General features: G+C 44.7%; 16 protein-coding genes, 3 tRNA genes and 3 rRNA genes. 15 read left to right on the top strand and 7 right to left on the bottom strand.

Annotated features, from left to right (window positions below; translation table 11 throughout):
- Positions 1–4 precede the first annotated feature (4 nt).
- Both IHV80_RS02845 and IHV80_RS02850 read right to left on the bottom strand, forming a co-directional pair.
- Entirely contained in the window at positions 5–1429 is a 1425-nt protein-coding gene (locus IHV80_RS02845; RefSeq protein WP_318842410.1) for an MltF family protein, read from the bottom strand.
- Between the two features lie 157 nt (positions 1430–1586).
- Complete coding sequence (locus IHV80_RS02850; protein ID WP_192889998.1) at positions 1587–2315, bottom strand: outer membrane protein assembly factor BamD; 729 nt, start codon at positions 2313–2315, stop codon at positions 1587–1589.
- A 137-nt stretch (positions 2316–2452) separates the two neighbouring features.
- Between IHV80_RS02850 and rluD the strand changes: the two genes are divergently transcribed.
- The 11 genes from rluD to IHV80_RS02905 all read left to right on the top strand — a co-directional run bounded on the left by rluD (position 2453) and on the right by IHV80_RS02905 (position 14401).
- Positions 2453–3427, top strand: a complete 975-nt coding sequence (rluD, locus tag IHV80_RS02855; RefSeq protein WP_192889999.1) for a 23S rRNA pseudouridine(1911/1915/1917) synthase RluD — start codon at positions 2453–2455, stop codon at positions 3425–3427.
- Between the two features lie 2 nt (positions 3428–3429).
- On the top strand, positions 3430–4170 hold the full coding sequence (gene pgeF, locus IHV80_RS02860; RefSeq protein ID WP_192890000.1) for a peptidoglycan editing factor PgeF: 741 nt from the start codon (positions 3430–3432) through the stop codon (positions 4168–4170).
- Between the two features lie 142 nt (positions 4171–4312).
- Positions 4313–6886 (top strand): ATP-dependent chaperone ClpB, encoded by a 2574-nt coding sequence (gene clpB / locus IHV80_RS02865; protein WP_192890001.1) that lies wholly within the window; start codon positions 4313–4315, stop codon positions 6884–6886.
- 564 nt (positions 6887–7450) lie between these two features.
- Positions 7451–9005, top strand: a 16S ribosomal RNA gene (locus tag IHV80_RS02870).
- Between the two features lie 67 nt (positions 9006–9072).
- A tRNA-Glu gene (locus IHV80_RS02875) sits at positions 9073–9148 on the top strand.
- Positions 9149–9450: 302 nt separating this feature from the next.
- Positions 9451–12344: ribosomal RNA gene (locus IHV80_RS02880) — 23S ribosomal RNA — on the top strand.
- 92 nt (positions 12345–12436) lie between these two features.
- A 5S ribosomal RNA gene (gene rrf, locus IHV80_RS02885) occupies positions 12437–12552 on the top strand.
- Together the 16S, 23S and 5S rRNA genes with 3 tRNA genes alongside form the textbook arrangement of a ribosomal RNA operon.
- A 67-nt stretch (positions 12553–12619) precedes the next feature.
- Positions 12620–12696 (top strand) — tRNA-Asp (locus IHV80_RS02890).
- A 35-nt stretch (positions 12697–12731) separates the two neighbouring features.
- A tRNA-Trp gene (locus IHV80_RS02895) sits at positions 12732–12808 on the top strand.
- 170 nt (positions 12809–12978) lie between these two features.
- Entirely contained in the window at positions 12979–13818 is an 840-nt protein-coding gene (gene mepA, locus IHV80_RS02900) for a penicillin-insensitive murein endopeptidase (protein ID WP_192890002.1), read from the top strand.
- A gap of 274 nt (positions 13819–14092) precedes the next feature.
- Positions 14093–14401 (top strand): hypothetical protein, encoded by a 309-nt coding sequence (locus IHV80_RS02905; protein WP_048613433.1) that lies wholly within the window; start codon positions 14093–14095, stop codon positions 14399–14401.
- A gap of 41 nt (positions 14402–14442) precedes the next feature.
- Here the strand turns inward: IHV80_RS02905 and IHV80_RS02910 are convergent, their stop codons facing one another.
- The 3 genes from IHV80_RS02910 to rdgC all read right to left on the bottom strand — a co-directional run bounded on the left by IHV80_RS02910 (position 14443) and on the right by rdgC (position 17265).
- On the bottom strand, positions 14443–14697 hold the full coding sequence (locus IHV80_RS02910) for a YfhL family 4Fe-4S dicluster ferredoxin (RefSeq protein ID WP_004735061.1): 255 nt from the start codon (positions 14695–14697) through the stop codon (positions 14443–14445).
- A gap of 28 nt (positions 14698–14725) precedes the next feature.
- Positions 14726–16144, bottom strand: a complete 1419-nt coding sequence (gene trhP / locus IHV80_RS02915; RefSeq protein WP_192890003.1) for a prephenate-dependent tRNA uridine(34) hydroxylase TrhP — start codon at positions 16142–16144, stop codon at positions 14726–14728.
- Positions 16145–16350: 206 nt separating this feature from the next.
- On the bottom strand, positions 16351–17265 hold the full coding sequence (rdgC, locus tag IHV80_RS02920; protein ID WP_009848262.1) for a recombination-associated protein RdgC: 915 nt from the start codon (positions 17263–17265) through the stop codon (positions 16351–16353).
- A gap of 193 nt (positions 17266–17458) precedes the next feature.
- Between rdgC and phoB the strand changes: the two genes are divergently transcribed.
- The 3 genes from phoB to IHV80_RS02935 are packed head-to-tail and all read left to right on the top strand — an operon-like array spanning position 17459 to position 20454.
- A complete protein-coding gene (phoB, locus tag IHV80_RS02925) occupies positions 17459–18148 on the top strand; it encodes a phosphate regulon transcriptional regulator PhoB (RefSeq protein ID WP_004735064.1) in 690 nt (229 codons plus the stop codon).
- A 33-nt stretch (positions 18149–18181) separates the two neighbouring features.
- Positions 18182–19480, top strand: a complete 1299-nt coding sequence (gene phoR, locus IHV80_RS02930; protein WP_192890004.1) for a phosphate regulon sensor histidine kinase PhoR — start codon at positions 18182–18184, stop codon at positions 19478–19480.
- A gap of 17 nt (positions 19481–19497) precedes the next feature.
- Positions 19498–20454: a PstS family phosphate ABC transporter substrate-binding protein gene (locus IHV80_RS02935; protein ID WP_192890712.1), complete on the top strand. Its 957-nt coding sequence runs from the start codon at positions 19498–19500 to the stop codon at positions 20452–20454.
- Between the two features lie 97 nt (positions 20455–20551).
- On the opposite strand, the gene ppx is transcribed toward IHV80_RS02935, so the two are convergent.
- Both ppx and ppk1 read right to left on the bottom strand, forming a co-directional pair.
- On the bottom strand, positions 20552–22063 hold the full coding sequence (gene ppx / locus IHV80_RS02940) for an exopolyphosphatase (RefSeq protein ID WP_192890005.1): 1512 nt from the start codon (positions 22061–22063) through the stop codon (positions 20552–20554).
- A complete protein-coding gene (ppk1, locus tag IHV80_RS02945) occupies positions 22054–24150 on the bottom strand; it encodes a polyphosphate kinase 1 (RefSeq protein ID WP_192890713.1) in 2097 nt (698 codons plus the stop codon). Before ppk1 ends, ppx begins: the two co-directional genes overlap by 10 nt.
- Positions 24151–24351: 201 nt before the next feature.
- On the opposite strand from ppk1, the gene IHV80_RS02950 reads away from it, so the two are divergent.
- Positions 24352–26568, top strand: coding sequence for an ABC transporter permease subunit (locus IHV80_RS02950; RefSeq protein WP_192890006.1), 2217 nt, complete (start codon positions 24352–24354; stop codon positions 26566–26568).
- Positions 26569–26622 lie beyond the last annotated feature (54 nt).

Raw genomic sequence — 26622 nt, forward strand, 5'->3', positions numbered from 1 at the left:
GCGGCTAATCGTTGGTTTGCAGCAGCCTTGCTGTTCCGTTCTCTCGAGTGGCATTTATCGCCGCCAATTGTTTATAAATAACAAAGTAGCGATTGATGTTGGCGACATACGTGACAGGTTCTTTACTGACATATTTTCGCGTCACGATTTCGACGTTTTTAAACCAGACGTTAGGGTTGTAGCCTTTCTTCTTCGCGAGGTATCTCATTTTTCTGATTTTAGCTGGGCCTGCGTTGTAAGACGCCAACGTAAAATAGATCTGGTTGTCAGCCGTTATGGCAGGGTCATTAAAATATCGGTCTTTGATAAAACGCATATATTTCACACCCGCATGGATGTTGTTATCCACTTTATGAATATTTTTGATATTAACGTTTTTGTCCTTGGCCGTACTTGGTAAAACTTGCATGACGCCAATCGCCCCACGATGGGAGACTTGACTCTGATCGAGCCCTGACTCTTGAAACCCTTGAGCAGACATCATCAAAGGATCAAATTCGTACTTGCTGGAGTATTTCTCAAACACGTCAGCGAGCTTGGCAACCCTGTCGACCTTGTTTGGATTGAGAGCTCGACCTAACCAACGCGTATTATCGATATATTTTTGATAGATCACGTTACCCAGCAAAGTACCTGTGCGGGCTTTCTTGACGTACTTGTTGATTTCTTTTTTGAGAAGAGGGCTATTCTTTCTCAGTGCCCAAGCAATTTGCCCGTTTTCACGCAGCGGCAACTCCGTATGTACCTGTATGTTTTCCATCACATCAGTCCATAGCTTCGCTTTGTGGCTATCTAGGATCGTTCCTTGAATATAACCTTGGTTAACAAGCTCTATCAGTTCATAGTCTTGCAGTGACTCTTCGATAAAGTGGACATGCAGTGGTGGCAGTTCCATTTTATTGAGCTCTTTATTCACTTTTTGCACACTCTCGAAATAACTAGAGCTCGCACGGATCCACACTTCTTTACCGCTCAATTGCTTGATTTCGGTGATAGGGTCTGAGTTTTTCCCGGTAATAATGAGTTCTTGTCCATCCTTGATCATCGGGTCTGAAAAGTCGATCACGCTTAATCGTTTATCGGTAATTGTGAGGTTCGCTACCGCGACATCACCGTATCCAGATTCGAGTGAAGGAAGGAGATCATCTCGCTGAACCGGAATGATTTGTACATTAAGATAAGGGTGTTTCTTGCGAAGGCTTTTCTCAAAGTGATAGAGCATTTCTGCCACAATACCTTTCGGTTTACCATCTTCTATGTAGTAAAACCCAAGATCAGCCGATACCAATACTCTCACTGTTCCTTTTGCTTTGAGTACGTCTAAGTCGCCCATGTAAGGCTGATTGCTCAATGGGGACAGTTCTAATGCGTTGGAAAGTGGGCTAAATAACCCGATCCAGATAAATAATAACATCCTGCTCACATCCACACTCCATGTTGATGTTTTGTTAAAAGTTATCTATTGAAGATACTGCTTATGTTGCCATTCATCAAGTTTACCAGACGAAGTTCAAAAAAAATCGCGCTAACAAATTAGCGCGATTTTGAAGTGATTGTTTTAGTGAACAACGAGTGTGATTCGTTGATTAAGGCAGTGGGTTGAGCTCAATCAAGGCTTCTGTTCTTGTCACTGCGTCTTCTAGCCCAAGCTGCTCGTAGGCTTCTAACTGTATTTTTAAAGATTTACGCGCTGCAATTGTGTCAGGGTAAGTCTTTTGTAATTCCTGTGAACGATTCACAGCTGCAATCCACGCTTCACGACGTAGGTAGAAATCAGCCGTTGCTAAGTCATACTCCGCTAGGCGGTTTTTCAGTGCGAACATGCGTTTTTGTGCATCTTCAGCGTATGGGCTTGCAGGGAAACGTTCTAACAGTCGTTTGAAGTCAGCAAACGCTAGCTTCACTGGTTCTGGATCTCGGTCGCTTCGATCGATATTAAAAATATCGTGCATGAAGTTTCGATCTTGAGCCATGTGTGTCAGGCCACGCATGTAAAGAACCCAATCCTGTTTTTCATGAGTTGGGTTTAAGCGTAGGAATCGTGAAATGGTGGCAAGGCCTAACGCCAAGTCATCATTTTTGTAGTACGCGTAAATCAGATCCAGTTGTACTTGTTCAGAATAGGCGCCGAATGGGTAACGAGAGTCTAAGGCTTCTAGCTTTTCGATTGCAGAAAGCCAGCTACCACTCTGCAGTGATTCTTGGGCGTCAGAGTAAAGAACCGATGGCGGTACATCCGGTACTATTTCTTCACTACTTGAACAGCCAACTAAGAGTGATACGGCTAATAGACCCGATAAAGTAAGGTGTTTCATGTCAGGCGTCGATTCCTTGAATTAAATATTTCGTAAGCTTCCGTTACTTTCTAACCAGTAACAGATACAATGATGCAATTATTCTATTTTATCCATACTAATGGGTATTAGTCTCACGGTTTTTAAAAAAGTTCGATATGGCTCAGCAGATAACATTAACAGACACAGTAAAAAGCAGCCAGTTAGGTCAACGTTTAGACCAAGCTGTCGCTGAACTATTTACCGATTTTTCTCGCTCTCGTATTAAAGAGTGGCTTCTTGACGGCAAAATCCAAGTGGATGGCGAAGTTATCACGAAACCGCGCACCATAGTTTTGGGCGGTGAAGCGATCATCTTACAAGCGGAGCTTGCGGATGAAGAGCGCTGGGAAGCACAAGATATTCCGTTAGACATTGTCTATGAAGATGATGATTTATTGGTTATCAATAAACCTCGCGATCTGGTTGTACACCCAGGTGCAGGTACGCCGGACGGAACCATACTAAACGCATTGCTTTTCCACTATCCTCAGATCGCTGAAGTACCTCGTGCAGGTATTGTGCACCGTCTTGATAAAGACACAACAGGTCTTATGGTTGTGGCTAAAACGGTTCCAGCTCAAACTCGTCTTGTACGTGCTCTTGCTAAACGTCGTATTACTCGTGAATATGAAGCAATTGCGATAGGCAAAATGACAGCGGGTGGTGTTGTTGAGAAAGGCATTAGTCGTCATGCAACGAAGCGTACGTTAATGGACGTCAATGAATTGGGTAAACCTGCGGTAACTCACTACCGTGTTGCGGAGCATTTCCGCGAACATACTCGTATTCGCCTGCGTCTAGAAACAGGTCGTACTCACCAAATCCGTGTTCATATGTCATACCTTCAGCACCCACTGCTAGGTGATATTGCGTACGGTGGTCGTGCACGTATTCCTAAAGGTGCATCTGAAGAGCTGACGACAATGATTCGTTCTTTTGATCGCCAAGCGCTACACGCGGTTATGCTGAAATTTGTTCACCCTATTACTGGTGAAGAAGTTGAGTTCCACGCACCTGTGCCAAATGACATGGTTGTGATGGCAGAAGCGTTGCGTGTTGATGCTCGCGAAAACAAAGAAGACGACATTTAATCATGTCAATGATCATCCCTGACTGGAATGCACCAAAAAACGTGAAGGCATTTGCTTCGACTCGTTTCGATGGTTGTTCTACAGGTGCCTATCAAGGGTTAAACCTCGGTATGCACGTTGGGGATGATGCTTTGCTTGTTGAAAGCAATCGAGCGTGGTTAAAGCAACAGTCTAAGATGCCTACTGCTCCGGTATGGCTAAATCAAACTCACTCAACGGATGTCGTTACGGTTTTAGAACCTGTGGCGAATGTGCTTGATGCTGATGGTGCATATACCACTGCAACGGGTGTTGTGTGTTCTGCGATGACAGCCGATTGCCTACCGGTCATCCTCACCGATACCAAAGGTACTCAAGTTGCTGCAGTTCATGCAGGTTGGCGCGGTCTTGCTGGTGGCATTCTTGAAAATGCCGTCGCAAAGTTTTCAAACCTAGATTCAGATAACCCGATCATTGCTTGGCTTGGTCCTGCAATTGGTAAAGATGCATTTGAGGTTGGCAACGATGTGTTGGACGCTTTTGTTCGTTTTGACCCTCAAGCGAAATTAGCATTTAAAGCCAAATCTGAATCTGGCAAGTGGTTAGCAAACATGTCTCAACTCGCGACTCAACGATTAATGAAAGTTGGCGTGACTTCGGTGACAGATTCGAATCTATGTACATACGCAGATTCAGATGCTTTCTATTCTTATCGTCGTGATGGTATTACTGGACGTCAGGCGACATTTATTTGGTTAGAGTAATCTCTGACTAGCACAACTACTCATCCAGCTCATTTATATTTTCGTATAAGCTCTATTCTTCATTCTTATCCCTTGAAAATCCGCGTTACCGTATCCATCTTCTAACCATAAGATAAACATATCTAAGAGTAGGAAGGTTGGCATGCGTCTCGATCGATTCACTAGTAAATTCCAAATTGCGATATCTGATGCTCAGTCGCTCGCATTAGGTCGTGATCACCAATATATAGAACCTGTACACCTAATGGTGTCTTTGCTTAATCAAGATGGTAGTGCGATTCGTCCATTGCTCACCATGCTTAATATTGATGTTGTTCAGTTACGTTCTAAATTAAGCGAAATATTAGACCGAGTGCCAAAAGTAAGTGGTATCGGTGGTGATGTTCAGCTCTCTAACGCAATGGGAACGCTATTCAATCTATGTGATAAGGTCGCGCAAAAGCGTCAAGACAGTTACATATCTTCAGAAGTATTCCTACTCGCTGCAATTGAAGACAAAGGTCCGTTAGGGAACTTACTTAAAGAGCTAGGCCTTACCGAGCAAAAATTATCTCAAGCTATCGAGCAAGTTCGCGGTGGCCAGAAAGTCGATGACCCGAATGCAGAAGATAGACGCCAAGCACTAGAGAAGTTCACCATTGATCTGACCGAAAGAGCAGAGCAAGGCAAGCTGGATCCTGTAATTGGCCGAGACGACGAAATTCGTCGCACGATTCAAGTCCTTCAACGTAGGACTAAGAATAACCCTGTCATTATCGGCCAACCCGGTGTGGGTAAAACCGCGATTGTCGAAGGTTTGGCTCAGCGTATTATTAATAATGAAGTTCCTGAAGGCTTAAGAGGCCGAAGAGTTCTTTCATTAGACATGGGCTCATTAGTAGCGGGGGCTAAATATCGTGGCGAATTCGAAGAGCGTCTAAAATCAGTGCTTAATGAATTATCGAAAGAGGAGGGCAATGTCATTCTCTTTATCGATGAAATTCATACGATGGTCGGCGCAGGTAAAGGCGAAGGCTCTATGGATGCGGGTAACATGCTGAAACCAGCATTAGCTCGTGGTGAATTGCATTGTGTCGGCGCAACAACGCTCGATGAGTATCGCCAGTACATAGAGAAAGACCCTGCGTTAGAGCGTCGGTTCCAAAAAGTGATCGTGGATGAACCAACCGTTGAAGACACGGTAGCGATCCTTCGTGGTTTGAAAGAGCGTTATGAACTTCACCATCATGTCGAAATCACGGATCCCGCTATCGTAGCTGCAGCAACGTTATCTCACCGATACGTTTCAGATCGTCAGTTACCAGATAAGGCGATAGATCTCATTGATGAAGCGGCTTCGAGTATTCGAATGCAGATAGATTCAAAACCTGAGTCACTGGATAAGTTAGAGCGCAAAATCATTCAGTTGAAGATCGAGCAACAAGCTTTGACTAATGAAAGTGATGAGGCCAGTGAAAAAAGACTTCGTACGCTACAAAGCGAACTTTCTGAGAAAGAGCGAGATTTTGCAGAGCTCGAAGAAGTCTGGAACGCTGAGAAAGCGGCACTTTCGGGCACGCAACATATTAAGTCAGAGTTAGAACAAGCTCGGATGGATATGGATTTTGCACGACGTGCTGGTGACCTTAACCGTATGTCTGAATTGCAATATGGCCGAATCCCAGAATTGGAGAAGCAGTTAGATCTCGCGACTCAAGCTGAAATGCAAGAAATGACCTTATTACGTAATAAGGTGACTGACGCTGAGATTGCCGATGTCCTTTCAAAGCAAACCGGTATCCCAGTTTCTAAAATGCTAGAAGCAGAAAAAGAGAAGCTTCTGAAAATGGAAGGTGTTCTGCATAAGCGTGTTATCGGTCAAGCGGAAGCGGTCGAAGTAGTATCGAATGCGATTCGTCGTAGCCGTGCTGGTTTGTCTGATCCGAATAAGCCGATTGGTTCGTTCTTGTTCTTAGGACCAACAGGTGTCGGTAAAACGGAACTGTGTAAAACATTGGCGAACTTTATGTTTGATAGTGAAGATGCCATGGTGCGTATCGATATGTCTGAGTTTATGGAGAAGCACTCTGTTGCTCGTTTAGTTGGTGCTCCCCCTGGTTATGTGGGTTATGAAGAAGGTGGGTATTTAACCGAAGCCGTTCGTCGAAAACCTTATTCTGTCATTCTGCTTGATGAGGTAGAGAAAGCACATCCTGATGTTTTCAATATTCTATTACAGGTTTTAGATGATGGACGATTAACTGACGGACAAGGTCGCACGGTCGATTTTAGAAATACCGTGGTAATAATGACATCGAACCTAGGTTCAACTCGTATTCAAGAGAACTTCAATACATTGGATTACCAAGGGATTAAAAATGAGGTTATGGAAGTGGTGGGTAAACATTTCCGACCTGAGTTTTTGAACCGTGTTGACGAAAGTGTTGTGTTCCATCCATTAGGCCAAGAGCACATCGAGTCAATTGCCGCTATTCAGCTTGAGCATTTGAAAAAGCGAATGGAAGACAATGGTTATGAACTCGAAGTTTCAGAAAAAGCGCTCAAGCTAATCTCTCAAGTTGGTTTTGACCCTGTATATGGTGCAAGGCCTCTTAAAAGAGCAATTCAACAAACTGTTGAGAACCCGTTAGCGAAAGCAATACTGGCTGGAAAAATAAATCCAGACAAGAAAGTGCAGCTATTAGTGAATAACGACCGGATTATTGCTCACCAATAATCAAACCATAAACAATAGGTACGGTTAGCCGAAATTAAGGCTTAATCGTACCTATTTTGAACGCTTTGTGTGAATAGTGTCCGAACGATCGCCAGCGGCGGTTTTTTTTCGTTTTTGGTCTTGTGCAAAGGGGGATTCTCTCTATAATGCGCCTCCGTTGCCAGGGATAACCAAGCGGTTTGAACTAAGTAACGAGACGACATTAAGCATTTAAGATGCTTTGAAAAATTAGCTGGAAAAAGTGTTTGACACTGGAACCCAATTCGCTAGAATGGCCGTCCACTTAGAGAGGCTCCTTACTAAAAGGAAGGCTTAATAAGTAAAGCTCTTTAACAATTTAAACCTATCAATCTGTGTGGGCACTCGTTGATGAATATCAAAACGTTTTATCGTTAGATAAAACAGATTCTTCGGAATCAAAATTGATTTCAATGAACTGAGTGACCAATACGAATAACTTCGGTTATTTGGCACAGTCAATTCATTACCATTCTGTTGGAATGGTAATAGCTTTAAAATTACATAGTAGTTTTGAAGTCAGTATTCGTTGAGTCACAAAATCTTAAATTGAAGAGTTTGATCATGGCTCAGATTGAACGCTGGCGGCAGGCCTAACACATGCAAGTCGAGCGGAAACGACACTAACAATCCTTCGGGTGCGTTAATGGGCGTCGAGCGGCGGACGGGTGAGTAATGCCTAGGAAATTGCCTTGATGTGGGGGATAACCATTGGAAACGATGGCTAATACCGCATAATGCCTACGGGCCAAAGAGGGGGATCTTCGGACCTCTCGCGTCAAGATATGCCTAGGTGGGATTAGCTAGTTGGTGAGGTAATGGCTCACCAAGGCGACGATCCCTAGCTGGTCTGAGAGGATGATCAGCCACACTGGAACTGAGACACGGTCCAGACTCCTACGGGAGGCAGCAGTGGGGAATATTGCACAATGGGCGAAAGCCTGATGCAGCCATGCCGCGTGTATGAAGAAGGCCTTCGGGTTGTAAAGTACTTTCAGTTGTGAGGAAGGGGGTAACGTTAATAGCGTTATCTCTTGACGTTAGCAACAGAAGAAGCACCGGCTAACTCCGTGCCAGCAGCCGCGGTAATACGGAGGGTGCGAGCGTTAATCGGAATTACTGGGCGTAAAGCGCATGCAGGTGGTTCATTAAGTCAGATGTGAAAGCCCGGGGCTCAACCTCGGAACTGCATTTGAAACTGGTGAACTAGAGTGCTGTAGAGGGGGGTAGAATTTCAGGTGTAGCGGTGAAATGCGTAGAGATCTGAAGGAATACCAGTGGCGAAGGCGGCCCCCTGGACAGACACTGACACTCAGATGCGAAAGCGTGGGGAGCAAACAGGATTAGATACCCTGGTAGTCCACGCCGTAAACGATGTCTACTTGGAGGTTGTGGCCTTGAGCCGTGGCTTTCGGAGCTAACGCGTTAAGTAGACCGCCTGGGGAGTACGGTCGCAAGATTAAAACTCAAATGAATTGACGGGGGCCCGCACAAGCGGTGGAGCATGTGGTTTAATTCGATGCAACGCGAAGAACCTTACCTACTCTTGACATCCAGAGAAGCCAGCGGAGACGCAGGTGTGCCTTCGGGAGCTCTGAGACAGGTGCTGCATGGCTGTCGTCAGCTCGTGTTGTGAAATGTTGGGTTAAGTCCCGCAACGAGCGCAACCCTTATCCTTGTTTGCCAGCGAGTAATGTCGGGAACTCCAGGGAGACTGCCGGTGATAAACCGGAGGAAGGTGGGGACGACGTCAAGTCATCATGGCCCTTACGAGTAGGGCTACACACGTGCTACAATGGCGCATACAGAGGGCAGCAAGCTAGCGATAGTGAGCGAATCCCAAAAAGTGCGTCGTAGTCCGGATTGGAGTCTGCAACTCGACTCCATGAAGTCGGAATCGCTAGTAATCGTGAATCAGAATGTCACGGTGAATACGTTCCCGGGCCTTGTACACACCGCCCGTCACACCATGGGAGTGGGCTGCAAAAGAAGTGGGTAGTTTAACCTTTCGGGGAGGACGCTCACCACTTTGTGGTTCATGACTGGGGTGAAGTCGTAACAAGGTAGCCCTAGGGGAACCTGGGGCTGGATCACCTCCTTATACGAAGATATTTACGATGAGTGTCCACACAGATTGATTAGGTTTAGAAAGTAAAAGAGATACTAGTGTCCCGTTCGTCTAGAGGCCTAGGACACCGCCCTTTCACGGCGGTAACAGGGGTTCGACTCCCCTACGGGATACCATCTTTAAGTATTCTCTTCTATCAGAGTATTTAAAAATGGTTCATTTATGAATCAAGCTCTTTAACAATTTGGAAAGCTGACTGATTTGATTACTTACGAGTAATTCAAATCAAATTTAAAAGTTCTCAATGTTTATCTTTCATTAGATAAACACAACAAACACATTCAAGTGTCTTGTATTCGAATCAAATTTATTTGATTCACAATTGAGTCCGGCAAACAGTTATCAAGAATTAACCCTTCTTGATGACAACCAAAAACCTTGGTTAGTTGCCATACACTAAGACCCTTTCGGGTTGTATGGTTAAGTGACTAAGCGTACACGGTGGATGCCTTGGCAGTCAGAGGCGATGAAAGACGTAATAACTTGCGATAAGCCCAGATTAGGTAGTAATAACCTTTTGAGTCTGGGATTTCTGAATGGGGAAACCCACGTGCATAAGCACGTATCCTGTTGTGAATACATAGCAACAGGAGGCAAACCGGGGGAACTGAAACATCTAAGTACCCCGAGGAAGAGAAATCAACCGAGATTCCGAAAGTAGCGGCGAGCGAAATTGGATTAGCCCTTAAGCTTTTAATGATGCAGGTGAAGAGTCTGGAAAGTCTCGCAATAAAGGGTGATAGCCCCGTAACCGACACATCATAATCAGTGAAATCGAGTAGGGCGGGACACGTGATATCCTGTCTGAATATGGGGGGACCATCCTCCAAGGCTAAATACTACTGACTGACCGATAGTGAACCAGTACCGTGAGGGAAAGGCGAAAAGAACCCCTGTGAGGGGAGTGAAATAGAACCTGAAACCGTGTACGTACAAGCAGTAGGAGCACCTTCGTGGTGTGACTGCGTACCTTTTGTATAATGGGTCAGCGACTTAATTTTAGTAGCAAGGTTAACCGTTTAGGGGAGCCGTAGGGAAACCGAGTCTTAACTGGGCGTACAGTTGCTAGGATTAGACCCGAAACCAGGTGATCTAGCCATGGGCAGGTTGAAGGTTGAGTAACATCAACTGGAGGACCGAACCGACTAATGTTGAAAAATTAGCGGATGACTTGTGGCTAGGGGTGAAAGGCCAATCAAACCTGGAGATAGCTGGTTCTCCCCGAAAGCTATTTAGGTAGCGCCTCGGACGAATACTACTGGGGGTAGAGCACTGTTAAGGCTAGGGGGTCATCCCGACTTACCAACCCTTTGCAAACTCCGAATACCAGTAAGTACTATCCGGGAGACACACGGCGGGTGCTAACGTCCGTCGTGGAGAGGGAAACAACCCAGACCGCCAGCTAAGGTCCCAAAGTATAGCTAAGTGGGAAACGATGTGGGAAGGCTCAGACAGCCAGGATGTTGGCTTAGAAGCAGCCATCATTTAAAGAAAGCGTAATAGCTCACTGGTCGAGTCGGCCTGCGCGGAAGATGTAACGGGGCTAAGCTATACACCGAAGCTGCGGCTACGTACCTTAGGGTATGTGGGGTAGGGGAGCGTTCTGTAAGCCGTTGAAGGTGGTCTGTAAGGGCTGCTGGAGGTATCAGAAGTGCGAATGCTGACATGAGTAACGATAAAGGGAGTGAAAAACTCCCTCGCCGGAAGACCAAGGGTTCCTGTCCAACGTTAATCGGGGCAGGGTAAGTCGACTCCTAAGGCGAGGCCGAAAGGCGTAGTCGATGGGAAACGGGTTAATATTCCCGTACTTCTTACAATTGCGATGGGGGGACGGAGAAGGCTAGGTGGGCCTGGCGACGGTTGTCCAGGTTCAAGTATGTAGGCGGAAAGTTTAGGTAAATCCGGACTTTCTTTAACGCTGAGATACGATGTCGAGCTACTACGGTAGTGAAGTCATTGATGCCATGCTTCCAGGAAAAGCCTCTAAGCTTCAGATTGTAAGGAATCGTACCCCAAACCGACACAGGTGGTCGGGTAGAGAATACCAAGGCGCTTGAGAGAACTCGGGTGAAGGAACTAGGCAAAATGGTACCGTAACTTCGGGAGAAGGTACGCTCTTATCAGTGAAGTCCCTTGCGGATGGAGCAGACGAGAGTCGCAGATACCAGGTGGCTGCAACTGTTTATTAAAAACACAGCACTGTGCAAAATCGTAAGATGACGTATACGGTGTGACGCCTGCCCGGTGCCGGAAGGTTAATTGATGGGGTTAGACTTCGGTCGAAGCTCTTGATCGAAGCCCCGGTAAACGGCGGCCGTAACTATAACGGTCCTAAGGTAGCGAAATTCCTTGTCGGGTAAGTTCCGACCTGCACGAATGGCGTAATGATGGCCACGCTGTCTCCACCCGAGACTCAGTGAAATTGAAATCGCTGTGAAGATGCAGTGTACCCGCGGCTAGACGGAAAGACCCCGTGAACCTTTACTACAGCTTGGCACTGAACATTGAACCTACATGTGTAGGATAGGTGGGAGACTATGAAACCGCGTCGCTAGATGTGGTGGAGTCGTCCTTGAAATACCACCCTTGTAGTTTTGATGTTCTAACGTTGGCCCCTGAATCGGGGTTACGGACAGTGCCTGGTGGGTAGTTTGACTGGGGCGGTCTCCTCCCAAAGAGTAACGGAGGAGCACGAAGGTGGGCTAAACACGGTTGGACATCGTGTGGTTAGTGCAATGGCATAAGCCCGCTTGACTGCGAGAATGACAATTCGAGCAGGTGCGAAAGCAGGTCATAGTGATCCGGTGGTTCTGAATGGAAGGGCCATCGCTCAACGGATAAAAGGTACTCCGGGGATAACAGGCTGATACCGCCCAAGAGTTCATATCGACGGCGGTGTTTGGCACCTCGATGTCGGCTCATCACATCCTGGGGCTGAAGTCGGTCCCAAGGGTATGGCTGTTCGCCATTTAAAGTGGTACGCGAGCTGGGTTTAGAACGTCGTGAGACAGTTCGGTCCCTATCTGCCGTGGGCGTTGGAAAATTGAAAGGGGCTGCTCCTAGTACGAGAGGACCGGAGTGGACGAACCTCTGGTGTTCGGGTTGTCATGCCAATGGCATTGCCCGGTAGCTAAGTTCGGAATCGATAACCGCTGAAAGCATCTAAGCGGGAAGCGAGCCTTGAGATGAGTTTTCCCTGACGCTATAAGCGTCCTAAAGGGTTGTCGTAGACTACGACGTTGATAGGCAGGGTGTGTAAGTGCTGCGAGGCATTGAGCTAACCTGTACTAATTGCCCGTGAGGCTTAACCATACAACACCCAAGGGGTTTTGTGGACTCAAAGACAGACCTTGAATGAGTTTGAAGAGACACTTTTAGATTAGCTTTCCGAATTTTAAAATTTGCTTGGCGACCATAGCATTGTGGACCCACCTGATTCCATGCCGAACTCAGAAGTGAAACACAATAGCGCCGATGGTAGTGTGGGGTTTCCCCATGTGAGAGTAGGACATCGCCAGGCTTTAAATTAAATCTTTAGGTTGACCGACCTGGAGATATGGACGCTCACTTAGTGAGTTGACCACTGCGGAGTGGTAGTTCAGTTGGTTAGAATACCGGCCTGTCACGCCGGGGGTCGCGGGTTCGAGTCCCGTCCACTCCGCCACTTATTCAGAGTTTCAGCTCTTTAAAACTGAAAATAGGGGTGTAGCTCCAATTGGCAGAGCAGCGGATTCCAAATCCGCGTGTTGGGAGTTCGAATCTCTCCACCCCTGCCATATTTAAGGCTCTAGCAGAAATGCTAGAGCCTTTTTGCTTTCTATGATTTGAAAAATCCCCTCTTCGTCGAATAAAAAACTTATTTATCTTCTAAATATCACCCTCGATATGAACCTACTTCCTAATAACGACTAGTATAAAAAGTAGTGATCATTCATTTGGAATAGCTATGAGGTTATTTTGTATATCGGCTCTCATTTTTTGTTCACTTGCCGTATCGGCAACCCCGTGGGAAAAAGAGAAAAGCCCGACAAGAAACTCAACCTTATCAATAGGAAGTTATGCTAATGGTTGCCTCGATGGCGCACAGGCTTTGCCAACCAATGGAGTCGGCTACCAAATTATTCGTCCTCAAAGAGAGCGCTATTATGGCCATACAGAAGCTATAAAGTTTATTGAGAGATTAGGTGTTACTACTAGCGAGAAACTCAATACTAATTTATTGGTCGGTGATATTTCTCTTCCTAGGGGAGGGCGCTTTTCTTCTGGCCATTCAAGTCATCAAACAGGGTTAGATATTGATATATGGCTAAGGTTAACTAGTAAGAGGTTGTCAGATAACGAGTTAGCTGTGCCTAAACCTGTGAGCGTTGTAGATCTTACCAACTACAAATTGCGTCAATCGAATTGGACTAATGATCATTTTCAAGTTATTCGCTATGCAGCCAAAGATGAAAAAGTGGTACGTATCTTCGTCCATCCTGTCATTAAGCAAACCCTTTGCGAACAAGAAAACTCTGACGTTAATGATAGATCTTGGTTAGGCAAAATAAGGCCTTGGTGGGGACACCATTCTCATTTTCATGTTCGTTTAAAGTGTCCTGAAGGCAGTTCAAACTGTATCGCTCAAGCAAACCCGCCAAAAGGTGATGGTTGTGGAGATGAACTTGCAAGTTGGGCTCCGCAGACCATTCCAGTTCCGCCCCCCAAAAAAGTAGCGAAAAATAAGAAAAAGAAAAAAGTTAAAGTGATGCCAAGTCAGTGTTTGGCCTTGATATCGAATAAGTAATCGTATTTATCGAGCCTTTTTACAGTGGTAATGCCACTGGTTTTCTCGACTCTAAAACTGGAGAAACATCACACTTTTGTCTAGAGTTTATAAACATGAGATTAAGAACATCGTTTGATATTAATAAAATCAATAACGGTATCAGCAACGGCGATGACGAATTCGACAAAGTTTGGTCAGGGATAGAGTGTTTTTGGGGTGAAAGATGTGGCTTATATGCAGTATACGAAATCAGAGTCTGATACCCGTCGATAGATAATTCAAGGATAAGACTATGACTATGATTTGTGCAAAGGAATTTTCAGAATGGTTAAGACATAGGTTCAACGCTGAAAGCTCGGGTATTTCTATTTCGAGAGATGACATTACCCAACTGACAGGCAGACAACGTTTAGACCCTAGCTTCGTAAATGATGTTCACTATGAATTGATGCAGTATGGAATGGCATTTGTGACAGATACCAGTAGGGAAAACTTTTATCTTGTTCCGATAGCTCAATCAATAAACTGGCGAGAACGACTCGAATATCAATTTGAAAAAGAGCTATTCTGCAATATTTATCCAATCGAAAAATCAGGATAAAAAAAAGGTTCAACTTATGGCTAAGTTGAACCTTTTTCCTTTTAGGTCAAGCCTTGAATGATGACAAACTTCTCGAGTAGTTCATCGTCAGTTTCAATATGGTTTGGGTCAGTGATTATGCATTTTGTAATCGGGCATACAGACTGACACGTTGGCTTCTCATAGTGACCTTTACATTCCGTACATAAATCTGGGTCGATTTCGAAGATGCTGTCACCCATAGTGATTGCGCCATTTGGGCATTCAGGATCACACATATCGCAGTTTATGCACTTGTCAGTGATTAACAGAGCCATTGCTTACTTCTCAGTTTTCTAAGTAAAGTTACTTACCTGATGCGTTGCGTGTGTCTTGGCCTTCGCTCAAGTTACGCATCAGCAAGCCGTACTCTAAGTCTAGATCGGCTGGTACAGGAATAAAGACAAAGTGACCGTTACCTTTTGCGTCTTCTACTGGCTGAGATTTACGGTTCTCCATAACTTCTAATTTGAAAACGATGTTACCTTTTGGTGTCATCATTTCTAAGCTATCGCCAACTAGGAATTTGTTCTTAACTTCGACTTCTGCTAAGTCACCACGGCGCTGACCAGTGAATTCACCAACAAACTGTTGAGTATCAGAGATAGAGTAACCGTACTCATAGTTTTGGTATGTGTCGTGAGTGTGACGACGCAAGAAACCTTCAGTGTAGCCACGGTGAGCTAGGCTCTCTAGCGTACCCATAAGGCTCTCATCAAATGGTTTGCCTGCAACAGCATCGTCGATAGCTTTACGGTAAACCTGTGCTGTACGTGCACAGTAGTAGAAAGACTTAGTACGACCTTCGATTTTCAGAGAGTGAACGCCCATCTTAGTTAAACGCTCAACGTGCTGGATTGCGCGAAGATCTTTTGAGTTCATGATGTAAGTACCATGCTCATCTTCAAACGCCGCCATTTTCTCTTCAGGTTTGTGTGATTCAGAAAGTAAAACCACTTCATCAGTTGGTTTACCAAGGCCTAGTGTGTTGTCTGGGCGCTCGTCCTGAACTTCAATACCCTGAGTTTCTACTTCTTGAATAGCAACACCTGTTGGGTTTGCTTCAACGATCTGACCGTTTTCGTCTTCTATCGCAGCTTCGGTTTTGTATTCCCAACGACAAGCGTTAGTACAAGTACCTTGGTTTGGATCGCGTTTGTTCATGTAACCAGAAAGTAGGCAACGACCTGAGTAAGCCATGCATAGTGCACCATGAACAAAGATCTCTAGCTCTGTTTCTGGGCAGTGTTCGCGAATTTCTTCGATCTCTTCAAGTGATAGTTCACGAGATAGGATCACACGCTCAACGCCTTGAGTAGACCAGAATTTTACGGTTGCCCAGTTTACAGCATTTGCTTGAACGGAAAGGTGGATCGGCATTTCAGGGAACGACTCACGTACCATCATGATAAGACCAGGGTCTGACATGATAAGTGCATCTGGGCCCATCTCAACAACAGGCTTAAGGTCGCGAATGAATGTTTTTAATTTAGAGTTGTGTGGCTGAATGTTACATACAACATATAACTTTTTGCCTTGAGCATGAGCTTCATCGATACCGATTTGTAGGTTTTCGTGATTGAACTCGTTGTTACGAACGCGAAGGCTGTAACGTGGCTGGCCTGCGTATACTGCATCTGCGCCGTAGGCGAATGCGTAACGCATGTTTTTAAGGCTTCCTGCCGGTGATAATAGTTCAGGTACAAATGGTTTTTGTGTAGTCATTGCTTCGTTCTCTAATCTGATCTCAAGTCAGGTTGATACCACCAAGTGATATCAAAGGGGCGCAAATTTTACGCTAAAATGAGTTTGGTTGATAGCCCTAAAGATAACAATGGTATTAAGAAGAGTGTTGATAGGTATTGATAAGCGGGAGTAGGAAAGAAAATAAGCTCAGATATCGTCGACACCTGAGCTTCAAATCGGAACAATTACGCGTTAGGTTGAGTTAAACCGCCTAATGATTCAAATAGGTTTGGTAGGAAAACACTGAATTCACCACATAGCAGTGAGAAGTCTGCATCAAAGCGCGCTGCTTGATCTTCACGAGGAATATCGTCGTTCTCATCTTTTAATTCATCACTGAATTTCAGGCGCTTGATGCTGCCGTCTTCAGCAAGAATGAATTCAATGCGATCTTGCCAGTTGATCAGAAGCTTAGTCACAACTTTGTTGGCTTCGATGTGGTTTTTAATCTCATCAGCTTCTAGTTCTTGCTTCTTAACTCGGACAATACCGCCGTCTTCTTGGATTGATTTAAGCTCAGCTTCGTCGAGCATGGTGATACCTTTAGGCGTATCACCTGATTTTACCCACTCTGTCAGAGTCGTTTCAATCGCTTGCTCTGGAATAGCAGGTACTACTGGCAAGCTACCCATTGTTTTACGTAGTAATGCTAGTACGTCTTCTGCTTTTTTGTAGCTGCTAGCATCAACAACAATAAAGCCTTCTTTCGGCATGATCAGTGCGTAAGTGAAGTTACTGCGGCTGAAAGCACGAGGAAGAAGATCGATGATGATGTCTTCTTTTAGGCTGTCTTTTTCTTTCTTTTTCAGAGGAGTACCAGACTCTGCCTCAAGCGTTTCTACTTTTGCATTCAATGAATCTTTGATCACAGAAGCTGGAAGCATTTTCTCTTCTTTCTTTGCACAGATGAGAATGCGGTTTTCTGATACGTGCGTCATCATATCGCCGTGTCTACCCATCGCATTTACCCAACCAAACTTTTGTTTGTCTTGGCTACCACAAGGGGTAAAACGGAACTCTTCAAGTTGTTTCTCTAGCTGATCTGCGTTGAAGTCTATATCACGATTAAAGCGATAGACGAGGCAATTCTTAAACCACATAAATATTTCTCATACCTTTATCTGAAGACGCTCATCATAGGAGATTTCGATCCATTTGTCTTATACCTGCAATAAAAATTAAAAGTGAAATGTTTGAGACAGTTATATGAAAATTTGTTTTCAAAGGTCACAAAAGTGTCATAATTAAACCAGATAATGCAATGCGTTGATTAAATACTAAGGCTATTCAATTATGTCGAGAAGGATTCTGGTCGTTGAAGATGAAGCACCTATTCGTGAGATGCTGTGTTTTGTACTTGAACAAAAAGGCTACCAAGCAGTAGAGGCTGAAGATTACGATACAGCGGTAAACAAGCTATGTGAACCTTTCCCAGATCTAGTATTACTAGATTGGATGCTACCAGGTGGTAGCGGGATAAACTTTATCAAGCACATGAAGCGTGAAGAGTTAACTCGCAACATCCCTGTGGTGATGCTGACGGCTCGTGGTGAAGAAGAAGATAAGGTTCGCGGTTTAGAAGTTGGCGCTGACGACTACATTACCAAACCATTTTCACCAAAAGAGTTGGTTGCTCGTCTGAAAGCGGTTATTCGCCGTGTAACACCAACGGCATTGGAAGATGTGATTGATGTCCAAGGTCTTAAGCTAGACCCTGTATCTCACCGCGTTACAGCAAGCGAAGGCCCAGTTGATATGGGACCAACCGAGTTCAAAATGCTGCATTTCTTTATGACTCACCAAGAGCGAGTATACAGCCGAGAGCAACTGCTAAATAACGTTTGGGGCACCAACGTTTACGTTGAAGATCGTACGGTTGATGTTCATATTCGACGCCTACGCAAAGCACTTGAATCTGCAGGTCATGATAAACTAATTCAAACGGTTCGCGGCGCAGGCTACCGTTTTTCTACAAAGGCTTAATGTGGCTTCGCTGCCCAGTTTACGGAGTCCTGAATGGTTGAAAAGTTAACCTGGAAAAAGCTGGCTTGGGAGCTGGCTTTTTTTTACGCACCATGGGTTTTAGTCGGATGGATATTCGGTTACCTACCTTGGTTACTGCTGGCTGCTACGGTATTGCAGCTCGGCTGGCATCTACACAATCAAATGCGTTTGTCCGCATGGTTGTGGGATGAGAAGCGTCTAACACCACCTTCAGGCTCAGGAAATTGGGAATCTCTGTTTAACGGTATTTATCGTATGCAGCAGAGACAGCGTCGCAAGCGCAAAGAGTTGACCAACCTTATCCGCCGTTTCAGAAACGGTGCTGAATCCCTTCCCGATGCCGTTGTGGTGTTTCGCGGTGAAGGCAATATTGTTTGGTGTAACAAGCTTGCTCAGTATTTACTGGGTTTTCGTTGGCCAGACGATTCAGGTCAACCGATCTCGAATTTGATCCGAACGCCGGACTTTATCAAATATCTCAATAAGCAAGACTTCTCTGAGCCGTTAGAAATGCCATCGCCACTCAATGTGGAACGTATGCTTGAGCTGCGTATCGTGCCTTATACCGAAGGTGAGCATTTGATGGTAGTACGTGATGTTACTCAGCTTAAACAGCTGGAAGGCATGCGTCGGAATTTCTTTGCTAACGTTTCTCATGAGCTACGTACCCCTATGACCGTACTTCAAGGTTACCTTGAAATGACGGAAGACCCAGACATGATTGTTGGCCCAATGTGGACTAAAGCTCACGGTGTGATGACTGAGCAATTGAATCGCATGAACAGTTTGGTTAATCAGCTGCTAACGCTTTCAAAGATTGAAGCGGCGCCAATGCATGAATTGGATGAGGTGGTTAACGTTCCGGCGATGTTAGAAGTTCTTGAAAAGGAAGCGGCTAGTCTAAGTGGGGATCGTGAGCATAAGCTGGAATTTGATATTGATAAGAGCCTGCGTGTATTAGCTGATGAAGATCAGATGAGAAGTGCTATATCGAATTTGGTTTATAACGCGGTGAAGTACACTCCACCTGGTGCAACCGTCAAGGTTCGTTGGTATCAAACCAGTCAAGGTGCGTGTTTGGATGTGTCAGACACCGGTGATGGCATAGAACCTCAGCACTTACATCGACTCACAGAACGTTTCTATCGAGTTGATAAGGCGCGCTCTCGTGATACGGGTGGCAGTGGTCTAGGATTAGCTATCGTTAAACACGCACTGAGTCATCATGACTCACACTTAGAAATTCAAAGTGAAGTCGGTGTTGGTAGCCGTTTCCATTTCACACTTCCAAGCCGATTGACCGTGCAATGAAAGCGCTGATACGCATAATGCGTCTTCCTATTGTTTCTGCCCTCGCGTTGGCTATAACTCACTACGCTTATGCAGAGCAGGGCGTTGAGTCGCTTCCTGATTACTCTAAAGTTCCGGGTATTTCTGGCAGCTTGTTGTCTGTCGGTTCCGATACCTTAGCGGGAATGACGACGTTATGGGTTGAAGAGTTTAAGTCTTATTACCCGAACGTGAATGCTCAAGTTCAGGCGTCTGGTTCTTCTACTGCACCTCCTGCATTAACGGAAGGTACTGCGCACCTCGGGCCGATGAGTCGTCCAATGCGCTTACGCGAAATTGAAGCATTCGAAAGAGAGCATGGCTATAAACCTACTGCTCTTCGAGTTGCAATCGATGCCATAGGCTTGTTTGTACACCGTGATAACCCAGTTGAAGGACTTAACTTTCGACAGATCGATGGTATTTTTTCCCAAACATTACGCTGTGGTGCAACGAAACCACTCAATAGTTGGCAAGATCTAGGTATTGAACAGCCTTGGGCTAAACATCGATTCCAACTGTTTGGACGAAATTCGGTTTCAGGGACATACGGTTATTTCAAACAAAATGCCTTGTGCGGCGGTGATTTTAAGAATCGAGTGAATGAGCAGCCAGGTTCGGCGTCAGTGGTTCAATCCGTGGCATCTTCCATTAGTGGTATTGGCTATTCTGGAATTGGATATCGGGTTGCAGGTGTGAAATTGATACCGATCGCTGAACAAGGTTCCGATTATGTCGAGCCTACTAGAGCTAACATCTTGAGTGGGGATTACCCACTATCTCGTTTTCTGTATGTGTATGTAAACAAGCATCCAGATAAGCCACTTTCACCGGTTGAGAGAGAGTTCTTTCGCTTTGTATTCTCAAAGCAAGGGCAAGAGTTGGTGGAAAAAGACGGTTACTTGGCAATACCATCTGAGTTCGCAGAGCAAGAGTTAGCGAAGATAGGGCTATGACACGGTCGTTATAGAACGACAAACAAGTGCTCTATCAGCCATGATAATATAGCCCTAACAGCTTGCTAATGCAGGCTGTTTTTCATTTTGGTTACGATTAATTTAACGCTAGTGTCCAACCCACACTTTTCCAGCGTTCTTGCTCTTGTACTAGTTCATAGCTAATTAGTTGATGCTCTGTTAGCCAGTCAACATTACTTCCGGTCAAAGACCAGCACTCTCCCGTTTCAATCCTTAAGCGTATCTCTGGGGTTGGGGATTGGCTTCGTTGTCGGTTGAGAATAATCGCCAGTCTCAGAACTCGAATGAGCAGCGTTACCTGTTCTTCGGTAAATAAATAGAGTTCTGGCAACTCGCGAAGCTTAATGGCTTTTCTTTGATTGCGAGCTAAAAGCGATAACAAGCGTTGTTGTTCAGCATTAAAACCGGGCATCGTCGTATGTTTAAGCAAGTAAGCTGAATGGCGATGATAACCTTGGAATGAGATACTTTGCCCGACCTCATGAAGCAGCGCTGACCAACCAAGAAGATCAAATAACTCGCGATGAACAGGTATGTTGATTTGAGGTTGAGCTTGTTTCAACAAGGTGATGGCTAGCTTTTTGACTCTTTCTCCATGAGTTAAATCTACGTGATAGCGCGAGATAAGCGTTTCGGCTGTTCGAGTGCGGATATCAATATCTTTAAACCTTTCTTCCATATCATAAAGAACCCCTTCTCTTAATGCGCCATCAGAAAAATGAAGCTCCTTGATATCGAGAGTACCCATTACGGCAGATAGAATTGAGACTCCAGCGGCGAATACGGCCTTTCTCTCGTCACTCAAACCTGAAAGATTGATGTTATCTGAGGTGTCAAATTCACATAATCGACTTTTCAGGTAGCTAAGCCGCTGTGGAGTTATATAGCCGTCAGTAAACCCTAATCCGATTAAGACCTCTTGTATTGATTTCGCTGTGCCGGAAGAGCCGAAAGCGATCTCCCAAGTGATATTGCGATATTCATTTAATACAGGCTCAATTAAACGATTCGCTGTGGTGCAAGCAATGGCGAATTTTTCAGGCGTTAATTTTTTGTCTGCGAAGAAGCGTTGGGTAAAATTGACACAACCCATAGGTAAGCTATGCATAGTTATTGGTGTAAAACCTTGCCCAGCGATGACCTCTGTACTGCCGCCACCAATGTCGATAACGAGTTTACTGTTAGAGGTGGCTTGAGTATGTTCGACACCGTTGTAGATGAGTCTAGCTTCTTCCTTACCTGCGATTATCTCTACCGGAAAGGGGAAAACCTTTTTTGCTCGCTCCAGAAAAACTCTGGAATTTTTTGCCTTCCTGAGTGTATGGGTCGCAACGACTCTCACATCATCGAGTTCAAAATCGGTCAGTCGTTCAGCAAAGAGTTCAAGGCAGTCTAACCCCCGTTGAATGGCACTTTCTGATAGGTGTAGGTTAGCGTCGAGCCCGTCACCCAGCCGGACTTTTTGTTTGTGCCGACTCACTAATTGCAAGTGCTGCTCAAAGACCTGAGCGACAACCATATGGAAGCTGTTCGAGCCCAAATCAATGGCGGCAATACGTCTTGAACGTTTATGATCGATTAGCTGCATGACTTTTTCTCTTTCTTATGTTTCTTACGTGCGTGCTTCTCTATACGTTTAATATAGTGGTATGTCGCCAGTTGTGACGTCGAGTAATCAAGCGGCTCTGAAGGTGGCGCTAAGTAAAGGTTGCTCATTGCTTGGTCAAGGCTTCTCGCTTTGTTGTAATCACCAAAGTGAAACTCTGTGATGTCGATGATCGTTTGCTTAGCTTTGGGATCTAAGATCGGCGCTGCAACTTCGATCCGATGGTCAAAGTTTCGAGTCATCCAGTCGGCGGAAGATATGTATACCTTAGGCTTTCCATCATTATGAAAGATCATCACTCTAGGGTGTTCAAGGAAACGATCGACCACACTAATTATCTCAATATTGTCGCTGATGTTTGGTATTCCTGGAACCAAGGAGCACATACCGCGAATGATCATTTTTATGGTGACGTTGGCTTGGCTAGCTTGATAGAGTTTTTCAATGATCTCACGGTCGACTAAGTTGTTGAGCTTGAGGGTTATGCTGGCAGGCTTGTTCTCAGTGGCATTCTGAATTTCATTATCAATCAACTGATACAGACGTTTTCTGGTGTTTTTGGGAGAAACAATCAGCTGTTTAAATTGAGACTTTTGATGTGGGCTTTCAATATATTTAAAGACCTGTTTAACCTCTTGTGTGACCTCTTCTCGTGCCGTCAGCAGAGAAAAATCTGTATAAACACGAGCGGTCACTTCATGAAAATTGCCAGTCCCAATATGAGCATAATGCTCGAGCGCTTTTCCATTTTTTCTTGTGATCAGTAGAAGCTTAGAATGCACCTTTAAACCTGGAATGCCATGGATGACTTTTACTCCGGACTTTTGAAGTGTTTTCGTCCATTGGATATTTGCCTGTTCATCAAAACGAGCTTGAAGTTCAACAGCCACGGTCACCTTTTTTCCGTTGTGCGCGGCATCAATAATTGAGCTGAGTAGTTTAGAACCTTCAGCAACACGATAAACATTTATTTTGATGACCGTTACCTTAGGATCGAATGACGCCTGCCTGACGAGTTCAGTGATGTGTTCGAAGCTGTGGTAAGGGTAGTGCAGTAAGATATCGCGAGCTTTAATCGCCTCAAAATAGTTGGGGTACCAGCCGAACTGAGCGCATTTGATTGGTGGTAGAGGGCGGTGGACTAATTCACGACGGCTGAGGCTTGGAAACTCAGAAAAGTGTTTGAAGTTATGGTAACGCCCCCCAGCAATGACACTGTCATAGTCGGATAGCTGGAGCTTTCTGCGTAAAAAATCCAGCATTTCAAGAGGCATTTCTGATTCATAAATTAAGCGAATAGGAAGTGCAGTGAGCCGTTGCTCTAGTCCTAATGACATGGCCTCTAGTATGTCACTGTCATTGCCTTCTTGGAGCGCGTAGTCCGCATCGCGAGTCATTTTAATCGCATAGCAGCTCAGAGAGTCGTACTCAAAGAATCCTTTTAGCAGGTCATCTAAACAGAACCGAACTATATTATCTAATAAGATCAGAGTCGTACGCTGTGACTCTGAGTTGTCAGGAAGTTTCACAAAACGAGGAAGGTTCTCTGATGGGATCTCGAGCAACACGTATTGAGAGCTATCTTGATGCTTTATGTCAATGGCGAGATAGCTTTGTTCATCTTTTAGAATGTTGAGCAATGGACTTTCGTCGTTCAACAAGAATGGCGTTAGGTGTGGCAGTACTTTCTTCTTGAAGTATTTTCTTACCCATTCACTTTGCTCTGTACTGATTTGCTGTTCATTGATGAGAAAAATTCGGTTACGTGCCAGCTCTAACAGTAAATCGTTATAAAGTTCATTAAAGCGAAGATCAAGCTCGCTTGCCTTACTTTGCATTCGCGCCAATAACGTTTTCGGTGAATGAGGTGAGGGTTGTGGATCTTGAAGGATAATCTTTCGTTTAACGTCAGCAAAGCGAACTTTGTAAAACTCATCAAGATTATTGGAGTAAATACCTAAAAAGCGCACTCTTTCGATCAATGGAACAGACTTGTCAGCGGCTTCTTGTAGAACTCTTTCATTGAACGATAACCAGCTAAGTTCTTTTGTAACATAGTCTTTTTCCATCGTCATGCTTATTCCTTGGGCGCTGGTTATAGAGTTTGTTACTTTAAGTGAGAACGAGGCTATTCACAAAAACAATGATCTTATTTTAAGAAATATGACGAAGAAACTTGTTATTAGTTTCAGTTGTTTAAAGTAACTTGTAATATAATTGTCATCTAACGTACATATTATGTCAGTAGCTAAAAAAAGGTAGATAAACAGATGGCTTCAGCCCAATTTTCATTGAAAGAGCGCGACAAAAAAAGATGGTTGAAAGATCGTCTCGTCCGTTTTTCGGTGACATGTGGTGGTGTCAGTGTTTTAGCTTGTTTAGTTTTGATCTTTGTTTACCTTGCTATGGTCATTTTACCGGTATTTTCTGATACTGGACTTCAGACCGACCAAGTCGTTAAAACCGTTGATGTTGAGCAGCCAATTGCTTTATCTGTTGATGAATATGGTCAACATGCATTTACTATCGAAAAGTCCGGTTTAGTGCAATTTTGGGATTTAGACGCTCAAAATACGCAGTCTTACTTTGAACGCGATGTTTTCGATGACCCAATAGCCTTCTCTCGTAACACCCCATCTGAAAACTGGTTTGCTTTTGCTGACAGCGCAAGCAACATGACCTTCTTTTATCCAGAGTATAGTGCGCCTGTGCTTCAAAAGGACAGCGTTGTACAACCTAAGATCACACAGATCGAATTACCTGAACCGTTTTTGAAAAGTGGCGAATCGAACGGAGCGATCATCGATCAGTTTGCATTTTCTAAGAATGAGCGTGGAATTACCGTTGTTGCGCAGTTAAGTGATCAACGAGTTATCGTTAAGTGGTACCAAAGCGATCTGGCTGGTGACTATGTATTTAAGAAGAGCCAGTGGTTATCGAACAAGCTAGGTTTACAGCAGCAACTTTTAGTCACTCCGGATGGAAGAACGATATATCTTAGATCTCAATCGGATCTAGCAGTGTTGAAGCTGTCTGACACTGGTTTCAATGTTCGCGAAGTGATCGATCTTAGTTTGAATGATGCGAAACACTCCGTGAAAAGCATCGACTTGTTGTCGGGCGCCTACTCTTTATTGGTGACGCATGAAGATGGACAGGTTTCTCAATGGTTTGATGTGCTTAAAGATGAACAGCGTAGCCTGACACACATTCGAGACTTCCAGCTCGCTGAAGAAGTGCAATTTATCTTGCCAGATACCTACCGTAAAGGGTTCTACAGCTTCTATAAAAATGGCACATTGCAAAGCCATTATACGACCAGTGAAAAGCTCTCTTTATTTGAGCGAGCATTTGATAAGTCACCACAATTGGCGGCAATGTCTGCTAATGAACTGCATCTTGCGACTCTTATTGATGGCGAAATCAGCGTGGCTAAAGTCGACAATGAGTATCCTCAGATTTCATTCTCATCGTTGTGGCAAAAAGTGTGGTATGAAAGCTACCCTGAGCCTCAGTATGTTTGGCAATCCACGTCTGCTAATGACGATTTTGAAGAAAAATTCAGCCTAGTCCCTATTACTTTTGGCACCATTAAAGCGGCCTTGTTTGCGATGATGTTTGCAGTGCCTGTAGCGGTATTAGGTGCGATTTACACTGCTTATTTCATGTCTCCTCGCATGCGTAGAGTGGTCAAGCCTTCAATCGAATTAATGGAAGCCTTACCAACAGTGATCATCGGCTTTCTGGCTGGCCTTTGGTTCGCCCCTATTGTAGAGACGCACCTAACCGCTGTTTTCTCTTTGATGGTGATGTTGCCCTTGAGTACTTTATTGACTGGATTGGCTTGGTTCTGTTTACCTAAAGTCATCACGAGCCGCTTTGCTAATGGTTGGCATGCCTTGATACTGATTCCGGTATTAATCATTACCGTGATTACGGTATTCGCAGGTGGAAACAGCATTGAAGCCTTATTGTTTGATGGTGATATACGTACTTTCCTTGCTAGCTATGGCATCGATTTTGACCAACGTAATGCGCTGGTGGTTGGATTTGCGATGGGCTTTGCGGTTATCCCTACCATCTTTACGATTGCAGAAGATGCGATTTTCTCTGTACCAAAACACCTGTCGGACGGTTCATTAGCTCTAGGTGCAACAGCGTGGCAGACTCTGATTTACGTTGTGTTGCTCACCGCAAGTCCGGGTATATTTTCAGCCGTCATGATGGGACTTGGACGAGCTGTGGGTGAAACCATGATTGTGTTGATGGCAACCGGTAACACCCCAATTTTGGATTGGAATATCCTTGAAGGGATGAGGACACTTTCTGCTACGATTGCCGTCGAATTACCAGAGTCAGAAGTTGGCGGTTCTCATTTCCGATTACTGTTCTTAGCGGCACTGTTGCTGTTTATTTTCACGTTCGCAGTAAACTCTGTCGCAGAGTGGGTAAGACAAAGGTTAAGAGATAAATATCGTGCTTTGTAGTGTTGAAGTTATGCCTCATTGTCTTGCTAATATGGCTGAATCATCGGTTTGTGT

Source organism: Vibrio bathopelagicus (assembly GCF_014879975.1).
Lineage (GTDB): Bacteria > Pseudomonadota > Gammaproteobacteria > Enterobacterales > Vibrionaceae > Vibrio > Vibrio bathopelagicus.

Coding starts and splice junctions, on each gene's coding strand:
- IHV80_RS02850 (WP_192889998.1), bottom strand. CDS start 2,315: ATGAAACACCTTACTTTATCGGGTCTATTAGCCGTATCACTCTTAGTT.
- mepA (WP_192890002.1), top strand. CDS start 12,979: ATGAGGTTATTTTGTATATCGGCTCTCATTTTTTGTTCACTTGCCGTA.
- IHV80_RS02935 (WP_192890712.1), top strand. CDS start 19,498: ATGCGTCTTCCTATTGTTTCTGCCCTCGCGTTGGCTATAACTCACTAC.
- rdgC (WP_009848262.1), bottom strand. CDS start 17,265: ATGTGGTTTAAGAATTGCCTCGTCTATCGCTTTAATCGTGATATAGAC.
- IHV80_RS02905 (WP_048613433.1), top strand. CDS start 14,093: ATGACTATGATTTGTGCAAAGGAATTTTCAGAATGGTTAAGACATAGG.
- trhP (WP_192890003.1), bottom strand. CDS start 16,144: ATGACTACACAAAAACCATTTGTACCTGAACTATTATCACCGGCAGGA.
- pgeF (WP_192890000.1), top strand. CDS start 3,430: ATGTCAATGATCATCCCTGACTGGAATGCACCAAAAAACGTGAAGGCA.
- phoB (WP_004735064.1), top strand. CDS start 17,459: ATGTCGAGAAGGATTCTGGTCGTTGAAGATGAAGCACCTATTCGTGAG.
- IHV80_RS02950 (WP_192890006.1), top strand. CDS start 24,352: ATGGCTTCAGCCCAATTTTCATTGAAAGAGCGCGACAAAAAAAGATGG.
- rluD (WP_192889999.1), top strand. CDS start 2,453: ATGGCTCAGCAGATAACATTAACAGACACAGTAAAAAGCAGCCAGTTA.
- phoR (WP_192890004.1), top strand. CDS start 18,182: ATGGTTGAAAAGTTAACCTGGAAAAAGCTGGCTTGGGAGCTGGCTTTT.
- ppx (WP_192890005.1), bottom strand. CDS start 22,063: ATGCAGCTAATCGATCATAAACGTTCAAGACGTATTGCCGCCATTGAT.
- IHV80_RS02910 (WP_004735061.1), bottom strand. CDS start 14,697: ATGGCTCTGTTAATCACTGACAAGTGCATAAACTGCGATATGTGTGAT.
- clpB (WP_192890001.1), top strand. CDS start 4,313: ATGCGTCTCGATCGATTCACTAGTAAATTCCAAATTGCGATATCTGAT.
- ppk1 (WP_192890713.1), bottom strand. CDS start 24,150: ATGGAAAAAGACTATGTTACAAAAGAACTTAGCTGGTTATCGTTCAAT.